Consider the following 13,579-nt stretch of genomic DNA (forward strand, 5'->3'; position numbering starts at 1 on the left):
CTTGTGGCCTCGGCCACCCCGGCGACGCACCGATCACCCCTTGGCTGGCCTATCGGTCCACTAAAGTCCGTGCCTAGCGGGCCCGTCGACCGGCTCGAGGCAGGGGTATCCGTGGACTCAGGAGACTGCAACCCCGCGGCCACGACTCGCGATGCGGCATTCGCGCGCGTGCTCGCCTACCGAGACCGAGCGCGGGCCAAGCCGATGGTGCTTCGCGTACTGCTCGCCGTCTTCGGTGCGGCGCTGCTGATCGCATCCGTACCTCTCATGGTGCTGCTGCCGGAGCTGGGCATTCCCGCGGTCCTGGTCGCGTTCCGTGTCCTGGCGATCGAGTCCGATTGGGCCGCGCGCGCGTATGCCTGGACCGATTGGCGGTTCGCCCAGCTGCGTGACTGGTTCCACCGGCAGTCCGCGATTGTGCGCGCGGCGATTCTGACGGCGCTGTTGTTGGTGGCAGCCGCCCTGGTGTGGGTACTGATTGTTGAGTTCTAGCGTCGGGCGATGGTGGTTGGTGCGGGGCTCAATCTCGCCCGCAGCGCCACCATACGCCGCGCCCGCTGCTGCATCCTCGTTCTTCTTGCGCGGCCTGGGAAGTCCAACTGTGTTGTGGCTCAGTGGGGTTGGTTTGTGTGTCGACCTTGGCGGAGTTGGTCGCGGTTGGACCGGCCGTGACGTCGGGGGTGGGTGGGAGCCATGCGGTTGCCGCCATCAGCGCTGGTGCGGCAAGTAGCACGCGCGGCCAGTTGCGCCTGCGGGCCCGGCTGGGCTGAGCAGCAATTGGAGATGGCAGAGCTGGCACCGACATGGTCTGGCCCAGTTTAGCTGGTGGGAGCGGATTCAGACGGTGCGTGTTGGACCTGTGTAGATGGCTGTGCACGCGCGCGGTGCGGCGAAGTCACCCAGACTCGCCGCGAGAGGCAAGCCTGGAATCTAGACTGAGGTCTTCAAAAAGCACCCGCCTTACCAGGCGGATACACGGTTTCACTCCCGCGCGTGGTCCAGGCCGGGTGGCAACCGGTGAGCAGGCACGGAAGGGTGCTCTGTATGACCAGTAGCACCGAATGCCATAGACGAAGTAGAGACCAAGTGAGAGTCTGAATGGAAACCGAGCGTCTGCTGCGCGCCGCAGCTGACTTTCTCAGCACGCGGCCCAACGCCACCCTGGATGAGATCGGCGCTGCCGCGGGGGTCAGCCACTCAACGCTGTACCGCCACTTCGACGGACGTACCGCATTGCTCGAGGAGCTGGATCACGCGGCCATCGAGCAGATGCGTGATGCGCTGAAAACCTCTCACTGCCAGGAATATTCACCTACTGATGCGTTGCGGATACTGGTTGCGGCTTGCGAGTCGGTGGCGGGCTACCTGACGCTGCGCTACGTGCAAGGTCAAAGCTTTGAGACCCGGAAGTCGGTTGCCGAGTGGCGTGAAATCAACTCCGAGATCGAGGAGATTTTTCTGCGCGGCCAACGCGCCGGAGAGTTCCGCACCGACGTGACCGCAGACTGGCTGACCGAAGCGTTTTTCAGCCTCGTCTCTGGCGCAGGGTGGTCTGTCCAGCTTGGGCGGGTCGCTCGTCGCGAATTCACCCACATGATTACCGCTTTGTTGCTTGACGGAGTCAGAGCGCCGGCACAGGGGAATCTGCCGCCACCGCTTGTTGGGTTTGTCGGTCGTGAGGCCGAACTTGCCGAACTCAAAGAGTTGATCTTGAATTCGCGATTGGTGACGTTGACCGGGATCGGTGGAATCGGTAAGTCGACCTTGTCGGTGTGGGCCGCCCACGAATGTGTCGGGGAATTTCGCGATGGCGTGTGGTTGATCGAGCTGGGCGACCTGAGCAATGGTGAGCTGTTGGTTGCGGCGGCGGCCGCGGCGCTGGGCATTCGCGATCAGACCGCCAGGCCGCTGTTGGAGGTGATGGTCGAAACTCTGGCTGACCGTGAGGCACTGCTGGTGCTCGACAACTGTGAACACATCATTGACGCGGCGGTCCCGTTCATCCAGACACTGCTGGCACGCTGCCCGAGGCTGAAGATTCTGGCGACCAGCCGAGAGTTCTTTGACATCGATACCGAAGTGGTGCTGCCGGTTCCTCCGCTGTCGGTTCCCGATACCAGTCACCTGCCTGGTCTGCAGGATTTGGCCCGCTGCGATGCCGTGGCGTTGTTTGTCAAACATGCCCGTGCCAGCCAGCGCAGTTTCAAGCTCACCGAGCGCAATGCTGCGGCCGTCGCGCACATCTGTGCTCAGCTTGACGGGCTGCCATTGGCCATCGAACTGGCCGCTCCGTTGTTGCGGACGATGGCCGTCGAACGGATCGCCGCGCGGGTTTCGGACCGGGCGGGGCTCTTGACCCATGGCAAGCGCGGGGCGCCGGCTCGCCAGCGCACGTTGAACTGGTGCATCAGTTGGAGTTATGAGCGTTGTACCCCGGCCGAGCAACAACTGTGGGCACGGTTGTCGGTGTTCGCCGGTGGCTTTGAGCCAAACGCCGTTCAACGGATTTGCGCGCCAGAGATGTCCGACGATGAGCTACTCGAGGCGTTGTGTGCCCTCGAGGACAAATCGATCCTCATCCGCACCGCGGCCCAAGACGTGCTGCGTTTTCGGCAGCTGGCAACGCTGCGTGAATTTGGATACGCCAAGCTCAGCGTGCAAGAGCAAGCCGAGCTGCACCGCAGCCACCTTGATTGGTACCGCCAGCTCGCCGAGAAAGCCTGCGAGGAATGGTTTGGCGAACATCAACTCGACTGGCTTCACCGCCTGCGACGGGAGATGCCCAACCTGCAAGAAGCGCTGCAGGTTGCGCTGACCGTTGCACCTGCCGATGCCGTGGAAATGGCCACCAACCTACGCGATCCCTGGACCGCTATCGGGATGCTCCAGCAAGGGCGCCGATGGATCGAAAAGGCCCTCGACGCCGCCCCCGCCGAACCCAACGCGGCGCGACTGCAGGCGATCGTCGCAGCGGCCGAACTAGCCTTTTTGCAGGTCGATATGCCCACCATGGCCGCTCGACAGGCAGAAGCTCGTGAACTGCTCACCACCGTGACCGACCACAACTCCCTCGCCTACTTCAACGCCAACGAAGGAGCGCTCGCCCTGCTGCGCGGCGAGCTAGACCTGGCGCGGAGCTTGGCCGAGCAGTCGCTGGCCAGCGCCGACGAATTCCGGGTGCAAATCTATGCCCTCATAGTGATGATATGGACGTCGGCCGCCGCCAATGACGCCCACACCGCGGTGGCCCACGCCGAGCAGGGCCTCGCCCTGTCCAAAGCCCACGGCCAGGACATCGTCTTGCGGACCTACCTCTTGGCGGGCCTGGCGGCTAGTCGCCTGGCGCTGGGGCAACTGGACCTGGCTGAGCACGCTAACCGGGAAGGCCTGCAACTGTCGCGGACGATCAACGACACCTTCACCTGCGCGACATTTCTGGAGACGGGTTCCTGGATTGCCGCGGCCAGAAACGATCCGCGGCGCGCCGCGGTTTTGATGGCCGCCGCAGCCGCCGTGAGCCGCGCTGCCGGCGCCGGCGGCGCCGTCTCGGCACACGTGGGGCCATTCCACGAACAATGCGAACGCCAAGTCCGCAAGCAACTTTCCGAAGCCGACTATCGCACCGCCGCCAACGAGGGCAGACGCCTATCCCTGGACGAGGCCGCCGCCCTCGTTCTGGGTATGGAGGTGCTGCCCGATCGAGGGTATGGCGGGTGAGGCCGGGCGGTGTAACTGGCCGGGTGCACAGCAACACGAATCAGCCATCGCCTAGCAAGTTCGCCGGGGACCGGTGCCAACCCCAGTGACCGCGGCCAATCGACCCGCGCAAGAGCGCGATGCACTGTTTGTCATGTCAGTAGACCGTGATCGGATATGTCCATCCCCAACACGGAGCTAGCGGCTGCGGCCTGATTCTGGGAGCGGGCTTCCCGGTGCTGCCGTGGCGAGGGCTGGCGGTACCATCGTCAGGCATGGGGGTCGACTACCTGGCCGCGCTGCGGCGCGACGGCGATCGGATTGTCGCCGTGTCGGAGGCGGGCCTGGATCGTCCGGTGCCGAGCTGCGCCGGATGGACCATCGCAGACCTGATCTGGCATGTCGGTGTCGTGCACACGTTTTGGCGGCAGGTGGCTGTCGGAGCCATTACTGGACCGGAGACCTACCAGGAGCCTGCGCGGCCGCCGAACCTGGTGGACTGGTTTCGCGACGGTGTGGCCGAGACCAGTGACACGTTCGCAGGTATCGATCCCGCCGTACCGGCATGGACTTGGGGACGTCGACAAGACGTGGGATTTATCCGGCGCCGAGTTGCGCACGAAACCGCGGTGCACTGTTGGGACGCCGTAACTGCGGTAGCGCCCGAGGAACCGATCGAATCAAACTTAGCCGCCGATGGCGTGTCAGAGTTCATCGATGATGTGTTGCCGGCGATGTCGAAGGATTTGGCCGGGCCGTTTCAGACAATCTCGTTACGCGCCTGCGATACCGATACCCAATGGACGGTCCGAGTCGGGGATGGGCATTGCCATGCCATGCCGATCGAGACCGTGGCCGATGCCACGGTCAGTGTCACCGCGTCGGATCTGGTTCTGCTGCTGTGGGGGCGTCGTCGCCCAGATCGGGTTGATGTCGACGGCTCGGCCGAGGCACTGAGACGATTCTTGGCCCGGGCGACCTTCTGAGCCACACCGACCGGCTGGTTTCAGCTGGTTTCTCCGGCCGCCAGCGGTTGCTGACCAGTCTCGCGGTAGGAAGCACCGAAGTGCGGTACCTCTAGCGGACCCTCCCGCCGGGCGGTCGAGACAGCACTGCTCAACAGCGGAGCCAGCCCGGCGAACGAACCGATGTCAAAGAGCAGCAAGGTCAGCAGCCGGTTGTGTACGTAGCCGAAGGCGCTGCCGCTCTCGGGGTCTGCCCATCCGATGGTTCCGCCCAGACCGATGTGGCCGTATCCCCCCAGCAGTCCTGGGACGGGAGAGGATTGGTAGCTCTGGTGGTAGGTAAAGGGAAGACCAAGATTGAGATCTGGCCACAGCTCGGCCTTGCCGGTCAGTCCGCTTACCGCGTCCGACGACAACAGTCGCATGCCGTCGATGACACCGTCATTGGCCAGCGCCGCATACGTCTTGGCCAGGGCGCGCGCCGTCACCACGCCGTTGACCGCTGGGATCTCGCCGTCCAGAAATGGCATGTCGTCCTGCAACATCGACAGAATTCCCGGGAAGTAGACGGCGCCAAGTAGACCAGAAAAGGACAGTCCGGCGACTTTTGGCGCGATGAAGTCCAGTAGTGGCGTGGGGATCTTGGATTGTGGTAGCAGCGTCTGTGCCGCGGTGGTCGGCGCATCGCCCGGCGGGCGGCCTAGATGGAGACCATCCGTGTCGAGCGGGCGGGCGAGTTCTTCACGGAACAGGTCACGCATACCTTTGCCGGTCACCGCGCGGGCCAGACCGGACAGCAGCCAACCGTAGGTCACTGCGTGGTACTCCATCTTGCCGTGCGTGCGATCCAGCGGTGCCGCCGCCAGCTTCTCCTCCATCCGGAGGTGATCCAGTATTTCCTTCTTACCGACACCTTTGAGGTGCGATAGCCCGGATCGATGCCGCAGCAGGTCGCTGACGGTGATTGCCGACTTGCCCTTGACACCGAACTCCGGTCAGTAGTCGGCCACGGGGGCGTCGTAATCCAGCAGCCCGCGATCCACCAGGCGGTGAATCACGGTGGCGGCCAGGCCCTTGGTGGCCGAGAACACCATTGCTCCGGTGTCAGCAGTCCAAGGGACTTCGCCGTTGCGATCGGCCCAGCCCGTCCAGACGTCGACCACTTGACGGCCCTCGATGTAAACCGATAGCGCCCCGCCGCCGAACTTGCGTCCCGGGTACAACCCCGCGAAGGCACGCACGACCCCGGAGAACCGGGAGTCGCAGGCACCCGCTACGCCGGACGGTAGGCCATCATCGGTGGTGAGGACAGAAGGTTGCGCCATACCGTGAATGATTGCAGCCCGCTCTGGCTCTGTTACATCAGAATGACGTTTTGGTCGTCGTTGGCCGGGTTTGACACCCGAATCCGGTGCTCGAGCGGCCGTCAACCTGGGGTGCCTGCGGCTACATCCACAGGCGTCCGATTGCATCGGCCAGGCTTTCGGGATCTTGTCCTTCCGTGTTGCAGCTGACGGCCACCGAAGTACGCCGGTCGCTGCTGATCCGGAATTCAGTGACAAATCCGGCCCAGCTGCCGTCGTGGTCGAGGGTGCCGTTGGCACGGGAGAAGATGCCGGCGCCATACCGGTCGCCGCCGCCGGGTTCGGTTTCCACGGAACCGGCGAGTTGCTCGTCAAGCAGCTTCTGGCCGCCCACTTTGCCGGTTCGGTAGTTGTCGGCCCAGAGCACGAGTTGGCTGGGCGTGGTCTGGATAGCGCCATCGCCGACCTGCTCCCAACCTGAGTGGAGCACCGGGAACTGCGGTGGGTTGCCGGTGTCGCCCTCGCCGTAGGAGACCGCCTCATCGGGATCTGCCGAGATCGGATCCACGACCATGGCCAGATCCAGCGGGCGGAATATCTCGATGCTCAGGAAGTCAGGTAGCGATTTGCCGGAGACCAGCCGCACGATCTCGGCGAGCAGCAGATAGTTGGAGTTCGAGTACTCGAAGCGGGTACCGGGCTTGAATTCCAGCTCAGGTGCCCCTTGTATCGCGGCCAAGGCTTGAACTTGGGTTGTCCGGTCACTCATTTGGTACCCCTGAGCCTCGAGCAAGCCGGTGTAGTCGGGGATGCCGCTGGTGTGGTGCATCAGTTGCGCGACGGTGACGGCGGACGACCAGTCCGGAAGGTCGGGAACATAGTGGGCCAACGGGTCATCGAGCGTCAGCCTGCCCTCGTTGACCAGGAGCAGCACCGCGGTGGCGGTGAACTGCTTGGAAACCGAGCCGATGTCGAACACGGTGTCCTTGGTGACCTTCTTGTTGGTAGCCAGGTCCGCAATCCCGAGGACACCGGTCCACATGACAACGCCCTCAACGCCTACTGCGGCCGAGCAGCCCGGTTCATCGGGATTGACGGCGCCGTCGAGCACCCGCTGGCTGCGGGTCTTGAGATCGGAATTGTCCGTAGTAGGCGGCGGGGTGACGGCAGGGGGCGGGCCGCCGCAGGCGCCGAGCATCACCGCAATCACCAGAAGTGGTACCCACTTGCTTCGCCATCCGCGCCGATGCGTCGAGGAAACCGGATTCCACCGAACCAAGCCCACCTGGTCGGGTGCAGACGACGCCTGAGCCTCAGCCTCATCACGCGCGATCACCGTTGTCGAATCCCCTTCACCACATAAAGACTCGCACACGCCCGCGTGCTGCCCGTAAACCTCGTCGGATCGGACGGTCCATCGGATAAGCGAGTCGCACAACCAGGAATCTCTCCCCCGGCTGCGCCAGCGATTGAATGCGCTAGCGAGTGGAGGTCGGCGGCGCCACGACTCAGCCAGCGTCATCGACGGACGGCCAGGCGGCCAGCGGCCGGCTCGCGGGTCCAATCACAGCGCCGAATTTTCGGGTGCGACTCGCGTATTTATCAGGCGTCCGACCGCAACAATCGGCGGACCACCGAGCGAGTCGGATCGCGTTCGCGTTCGGCGAGCATCAGCTCGATACCCTCCTCGATCGCAGCCGCCGCACGCTCGCGCACCTTGCGCGCGGCGCTATCGTCGGCTTCCCGGCCGGCGAACTCCGTGGTGTCGATCGGCTCGCCGAACCAGTAGTACTGCCGCTCGGGCCGGGGCACCGGAGTCAGCCCGACGCCGCGGACCAGAGGCGGCCCTTCGCGCATGCCGAGCAGCTTGTCGGCCAGGAACTGGGTCGGTGCCATCAGCGGTGAATCTGTATCGAGCACGATGTCGATGCCGTGCTTAGCCCCGACCGAAGCGAACGGCACGATGGGATATGCGTGTTGGATCGCTAAGCGTGCGAACGCCAGTCGGTTCTTCCACACCAACTTGTAGCGCTCGTTCTTGCGCTTGTTGACCTCCCGGCCGCCACCGGGGAACACCATGATCAGCTCGCCGCGCTGCATCAGCTCCGAGGTGATCTCTCTGGTTCCTTCGACGACGCCCATCCGCATCAGGGCCTCGCGCCACCCCGGAATTCTGAAGTGTGCGTGATCTCCGAGGGAGCGGACCAGCCGGCCCCGCTCCCACAGCTCCGCGACCAGCAACGGGGCATCGACCATGCCGAGTGTGTTGTGGTTGCCGACGAGCAACGCATGCTCGGTTGGCACATTCTCGATGCCATATACCTTGGGCTTGATCAGTTTTCGCAGCGGCTTGATGATCCGCAACGCCGCGTCGACGTCGGCTTGTGACGGCGGGGGCGGAACAGCGGGGGCTTCGACGTTCGACACAAGCTGAGTATGCCCTCGAGATTTGGGCAAGGGGGCCATTTTGCCTGGTCGGCGTTGGGCCGGACGGATCAGCGTCGGGCGTGCCGGTAGGGTACGCGGCAGCACCGTTGCAGGCATTCGTGAGATCGGGAGTGGGTATGTCGGGTCGCAAGTTCTCCTTCGAAGTCACCAAGACCAGTAGCGCGCCTGCCGCGACGCTGTTCCGGCTCGCGACGGACGGCGCCAACTGGGCTAACTGGGCCAAGCCAATCGTCATGCAGTCGAGCTGGGCGCCGCAAGGTGACCCGGCACCGGGCGGTGTCGGGGCGATTCGCAAGGTAGGCATGTGGCCCATGCTCGTGCAGGAGGAGACCGTCGAGTACGAGCAGGACCGCCGCCACGTTTACAAGATGGTTGGGTCTTCGACTCCGGCCAAGGACTATCACGGCGAAGTGGTCTTCACCCCGAACGCATCCGGCGGCACCGACATCCGCTGGAGCGGCTCTTTTTCCGAGGGAGTTCGCGGAACGGGGCCGGTGATGCGTGCGGCGTTGGGCAACGCGGTCAAGTTCTTTGCAGGTCGACTCGTCAAGGCGGCCGAGCGGGAGGCCTCCAGCACCGGCTAGCGCTTGCCCTAATCGGTGAGTGCTGAGCTTCAGCTGCAACGGCTTTCGGCCCCAGCGGCTACTTGCCGTCGAGTTCTTGCTGATATTTCTTGGTCATGTGGTCGATGGCCTGCAGCTGCGTCTGGGCCAGACCTTCCCGCACTTCGCCGGCACGCACGGCAGCGTCGAGGGTGGGCTGGGCTTGTCCCTGAAAGTGCGGCATCGCTTCGGCGGCGAACAGCTCGGCGGAACGTCTGGTCGCCGCGGGATTTGCCCATTCGTGGCCCATCTGCAGCATGCAGCCGAATCCGCCAGATTGATCCCACAGTCGCTGGACCTGTGCCCGCGCCCGCTCCGGGGTACCGATCACACCGGCGCCGTTCTCGTTGATGATGTCGATCATCTCGTCAAGTTGTTCTCCAGGCATGGTCATCTGGGGGAACGCGGCAACTTTTTGGAAATATCGGAACCAAGGCTCGATGCCGAATTTCACGTCGGCACGGGCTTGCGCATCGGTCTCGGCGATGTGAAACGGCCCGACCAGGGTCCAGTTCTTGCGGTCGGCGTGGGTGCCGAACGCCGCGGCGCGCTCTTCGACGATGCCCCAGTGATAGGCCAGCGCATCGAAGCCCTCGATCGTCAGCGTCGCTCCGATCGACAGCAGGCCGATGCCATGCCTGCCGGCCAGCCGCGCACCGGTCGGCGACGCGACGGCGGCGACCGCCAGTGGGATCCCCCCTTCCGAGAAGGGCGCAAGCTGTAATCTCGCGTCGAACAGTTGATGTGTTGCGGTCTTGGCGGTGACGGTTTGCCCAGCCAACAGCCGGACGACGATGTCGAGGTTGGTTTCCAGCAGCTCGCGGGTGTCGGTGGGGGTAAGCCCGATCATCGCTGAATCGGTGGGCAGTGAACCTGGTCCCATGCCTCCGATCACCCGACCGTGAGTGAGATGATCGAGCAGCATCAGCCGGTCAGCGACCCAGAGCGGGTTGTGATAGGCCAGCGATATGACCCCCGTGCCAAGGCGGATCCGCTTGGTCCGTTCGGCGGCGGCGGCGATGAAGACCTCCGGTGAACTGATGATCTCGCTGCCGGCCGAGTGATGTTCCCCGATCCAGGCCTCATCAAACCCGAGGGCATCCAGATGTTCGACGAACTCCAGATCGCGTTGCAGGGCCAGCGTTGGATTGGTGCCGGCACGGTGGAACGGGGCGATGAAATATCCGAACCTGAGCTTGGCCATGTCGAGGCTCCCTTGCGATCGGCCTTGACCGAACCATAACGCGGACCGACCGTCGCCGGAACGCATCAACTAACGCGCCTGGGCCACCATGGCCGGGGCGAACGTCGCCGCAAAGTTCAAGAAAGTCTCAGTGACGTCTCGCGATCACGGGTAGCTGCCGCAGATGTTGCCGATGCAGCCGCCGCCGCCGCCCGGCCCGCCGCCGCCCCCACCCACGCCGGGAATGGTGCCGCCGCCACCGCCTGGTCCACCGCCGCCGGTGGGCCCACCCGGGATGCTGCCGCCTCCCCCACCCGGACCGCCGCTGCCGGTGGGACCGCCGGGCACGCCGCCGCCCCCGCCCTCTGGGCCTCCAGTGCCGGACGGACCGCCCGGCGCCGGTGACGACTCTGTCGTAGGTGAGCTGGATGGGCTGGATGGGACTGTTGTTGTGGGTGTCGTGGTCGGCGTTGTGCTACTTGGCGCCTTGTTTTCGCCGCCACCGCAGGCCACCGCCAGAACAAGCATGGCGCCGCCGCCAAAAACTGCGAATGTCGTCCTGGCTTGGGATCTCATGTCACTCTCCGCTCTCGTCGCCACTGTTGGTCGGGCCTTGTTTGGTCGGGCCTTGCTGCAACCATTCGTTCCCATACCCGATCGGCTGTGGATGGAAACGAAGCATCCTGACGGTCGCTGCGGTCGTCGCATGCCCGTTGGCACCAAGCCAGCTTCCGTCATACCGCCTCCCGCCGCCCCAGTTGCCCGTTATCGGCGCCATCGTAGAAGTCTGCGCGGCGTCGCTGGGGGCTGTGGCCGCACTGGGTCTGAGCACCGAGACGCCTGCAATCACGTCTGTGGACCGGGTCCGCGGTTTGCTGCCATGGCGACCATGGGGTGATTCGCCGTTAGTTGCGCTGTCGCCGGACGAGCCTAGCTGCATTGTTCTGCATTGTTGAGATTTTCCGGGCGTTGATGGCGCAAATTGCCGGTTTGCGGCAGCTGAATTTAACGCATACTCGGCGAGGAAGTTCCGCGCGAAAGGGGCTTGGATCCGCTACCGAATTCCCTTGCACCTCCCCCCACTTCGGGAGGTCAACGCCTGATTCGGGCTTGACATCGAGACCGCTGGATATGTCCTGAACGGCCCGTGTAAAGAAATTTGGCAATAGCCCGGATATGGAATCACGAGCAGATAACAGCATGATCTCGTTATGATAAATATGTCAAAGTCTCTACCGGTTATGCGCGTAGTTTGTCCGCTACGAGGTCAGGGCTCCGGCGTTGTTGATTAGCAGGCTTGTGAGCTGGGGAATTGTGGATTGAGGAGGTCTAGGCGGCGGTTGGCGGTCAAAGCGGTGATCCGGCAGGCTTCGGCGATGTTGTCGGCGCCGTTGAGGCGGTGCAGATTGATCGCGGTGTTGCGTAGCGTTGCTAGGACCTGTGCGCCGTTTCCGGTATGTGCCCTTTGACGGTCTTCGTCGAAGGTGACGTCGCGTATCCAGTGCAGGCTGTTCTCGATTCCCCAGTGTTGACGCATCCAGGTCATGATCGCGGTAGGGCGGGCGTGCTCGAACGGCAGGCTGCAGATGGCATAGACCACCTCCACGCTGCGCTGGTCGGTGGCGGTGATCAAGCGTTCACGAGTGATCCGGATGATTTGTTTTGCGTAGGGGAAGCCGATTCCTCGTGCAGCGGTGATGATTTGCAGGGTGCGGGTCTCGACACGGCCGTGGCCGCGGGAGTCGTCGGTAGCGGCTGCGGGCACCTCGGCCCAGGGCAGCGCGGTGATACGCGCAAGTATTTTGGCTTGGTTGGACTTGACGATCATCAGGTAGTGCGACTTCAAGGTGGCGCAGATCAACTTCGCGGTGACGACCTGGGTATGCATCGCATCCACGGTGACCAGCCACCGCAAGCTACCCGGCAGCAGCGTGAGCAGGGCACGTACGCAGGGAATTTCATTGCTTTTCTCGGCGACAGCGAGTTGACCGAGCACCAATCGGGCACGGTGGGCGAACACCGACACGAGATGCGTGGCTGTCGCTTTGGCGCGTAAAGCACCACGCAGCATCTTGCCGTCCAACGCGATCGGCACCAATCCACTGGGGTCGCTGCTGGCCACGTGTGCAGTGAAGTAACTGCCCATCCTGGCGTTGAGGTCGGCGGGGTCTAGCCGAGACAAAACAGCGCGGAAGGTCTTCTCACTGGGCCGCCGGAACCGGACCCCTAATTGGGCCAACACATCATCGGGAGCGGTGGCCGCCCATGTGGCAAAACCAGCATAGCCGCGCATCCCCGCGGCAGTGGCCAGAACCGCGATCGCCAACAAAGCCATCAGCGAATACCTCCGACCGCGTGGGTCCCTCGGGTCTGGCACCGAGGCCAACACATCGAGAAACTCCGATCCGATGAGCTCGCTGCGCTCACCAGGACTCCAGCGGTCGAACACCTCTGGAACCGACGACACAGGCAATACTGAAACGGTAGGCACGGGCAACTCCAGACCAACGACGAACAGTAACCAACTCGATCGTTCTCCAGATAGCCCGTGCCTACACTCCGGCCCCAATAGCGCGGCACCAAAGATCATCAACCCAGCTCACAAGCCTGCTAATCAACAACGCCGGAGCCCTGCCATCCCGGGTATCAACGTTCCGCCCATTCACCTCGCCGATTTCACATTGCCGGCGATTACCACTCCCGAGTTCACGACTCCCCCGTTGAGCATCGATCCGATTGCGCTTGATGGCTTCACGCTTCCGCAGATCAGTACTCCGCAGATTACGACTGAGCCGTTCACCATCGATCCGATTGCGGTTGGTGGGTTCACCCTCCCGCAGATCAACATTCCGCCCACGACAACAGGGGAACTCACCATCCCGCCGATAGGCCTGGCGTCTTTCACCACGCCTGCGCTCACCATCCCGAGCATTCACGTGCCGGCCGGTACGTTGGCGCAAGTTTCGATCCCCGCCGGTTCAGGTTTCCTCAACTCGAGCACTGCGCCGTCATCGGGCTTCTTCAATGCCGGAGCGGGCGGCAGTTCTGGGTTTGGCAACAACGGATCAGGGCTGTCGGGCTGGTTCAACACAAACGCCACCGGACTGATTGGTGGCTCGGGCTACCAAAACTACGGCAGCGTGTTCTCGGGCTTCTCCAACCTGGGCACCGGTGTTTCGGGCTTCGCCAACACCGGCACGTTGCCGTTAGCGATGACCAGTCTGGTGTCGGGCTTCGCCAATGTCGGCAGCAGCCTGTCGGGCTTGTTCTTCCAGAGCGTCACCCCGTAGCCGTCGTAGCTCCTGCCGGATGGCACGGTCAATCCATCGCGCCATCCGGCTGACTGGAACCTCGCTGGGTGAACTCCCGAGCGGCAGATGT

At 63.7% G+C, this 13,579-nt stretch carries 9 protein-coding genes and 2 pseudogenes; 5 read left to right on the forward strand and 6 right to left on the reverse strand.

What is annotated here, in order from left to right:
- Window positions 1–111: 111 nt before the first annotated feature.
- The 3 genes from SHTP_RS12650 (at window position 112) to SHTP_RS12660 (ending at window position 4,682) form a co-directional block, all read left to right on the forward strand.
- Window positions 112–492 carry a hypothetical protein gene (locus SHTP_RS12650; RefSeq protein ID WP_015355582.1) on the forward strand — a complete coding sequence of 127 codons (381 nt, stop codon included), beginning with the start codon at window positions 112–114 and terminating at the stop codon, window positions 490–492.
- A gap of 606 nt (window positions 493–1,098) precedes the next feature.
- Window positions 1,099–3,717, forward strand: coding sequence for a TetR family transcriptional regulator (locus tag SHTP_RS12655; protein ID WP_096370778.1), 2,619 nt, complete (start codon window positions 1,099–1,101; stop codon window positions 3,715–3,717).
- Window positions 3,718–3,932: 215 nt separating this feature from the next.
- Window positions 3,933–4,682 (forward strand): maleylpyruvate isomerase family mycothiol-dependent enzyme, encoded by a 750-nt coding sequence (locus SHTP_RS12660; protein WP_172900544.1) that lies wholly within the window; start codon window positions 3,933–3,935, stop codon window positions 4,680–4,682.
- Between the two features lie 20 nt (window positions 4,683–4,702).
- Here SHTP_RS12660 and lipD read toward each other — a convergent pair.
- The 3 genes and pseudogenes from lipD to SHTP_RS12675 form a co-directional block, all read right to left on the reverse strand.
- A pseudogene (lipD, locus tag SHTP_RS12665) lies at window positions 4,703–5,986 on the reverse strand (lipase LipD).
- Between the two features lie 121 nt (window positions 5,987–6,107).
- The gene (locus SHTP_RS12670; RefSeq protein WP_096370780.1) at window positions 6,108–7,301 is read right to left on the reverse strand and encodes a serine hydrolase domain-containing protein; all 1,194 of its coding nucleotides are present in this window, start codon (window positions 7,299–7,301) and stop codon (window positions 6,108–6,110) included.
- Between the two features lie 266 nt (window positions 7,302–7,567).
- Complete coding sequence (locus SHTP_RS12675; protein ID WP_231991430.1) at window positions 7,568–8,392, reverse strand: lysophospholipid acyltransferase family protein; 825 nt, start codon at window positions 8,390–8,392, stop codon at window positions 7,568–7,570.
- A 137-nt stretch (window positions 8,393–8,529) separates the two neighbouring features.
- Here SHTP_RS12675 and SHTP_RS12680 point away from each other — a divergent pair, with 137 nt between their 5' ends.
- Window positions 8,530–8,997, forward strand: a complete 468-nt coding sequence (locus tag SHTP_RS12680) for an SRPBCC family protein (protein ID WP_096370782.1) — start codon at window positions 8,530–8,532, stop codon at window positions 8,995–8,997.
- Between the two features lie 58 nt (window positions 8,998–9,055).
- Here the strand turns inward: SHTP_RS12680 and SHTP_RS12685 are convergent, their stop codons facing one another.
- From SHTP_RS12685 to SHTP_RS12695, 3 genes are all read right to left on the reverse strand, one after another.
- The gene (locus tag SHTP_RS12685; RefSeq protein ID WP_096370783.1) at window positions 9,056–10,219 is read right to left on the reverse strand and encodes an LLM class flavin-dependent oxidoreductase; all 1,164 of its coding nucleotides are present in this window, start codon (window positions 10,217–10,219) and stop codon (window positions 9,056–9,058) included.
- 144 nt (window positions 10,220–10,363) lie between these two features.
- Window positions 10,364–10,774 carry a hypothetical protein gene (locus SHTP_RS28170; RefSeq protein ID WP_041299155.1) on the reverse strand — a complete coding sequence of 137 codons (411 nt, stop codon included), beginning with the start codon at window positions 10,772–10,774 and terminating at the stop codon, window positions 10,364–10,366.
- A gap of 712 nt (window positions 10,775–11,486) precedes the next feature.
- Window positions 11,487–12,689: an ISAs1-like element IS2404/ISMul1 family transposase gene (locus tag SHTP_RS12695; RefSeq protein WP_420811867.1), complete on the reverse strand. Its 1,203-nt coding sequence runs from the start codon at window positions 12,687–12,689 to the stop codon at window positions 11,487–11,489.
- A gap of 166 nt (window positions 12,690–12,855) precedes the next feature.
- Between SHTP_RS12695 and SHTP_RS12700 the strand changes: the two are divergent.
- Window positions 12,856–13,488, forward strand: a pseudogene (locus SHTP_RS12700) (PPE family protein); the annotation flags it as partial.
- Window positions 13,489–13,579 lie beyond the last annotated feature (91 nt).

This window comes from Mycobacterium ulcerans subsp. shinshuense (assembly GCF_002355775.1).
GTDB classification, from domain to species: Bacteria; Actinomycetota; Actinomycetes; order Mycobacteriales; family Mycobacteriaceae; genus Mycobacterium; species Mycobacterium marinum.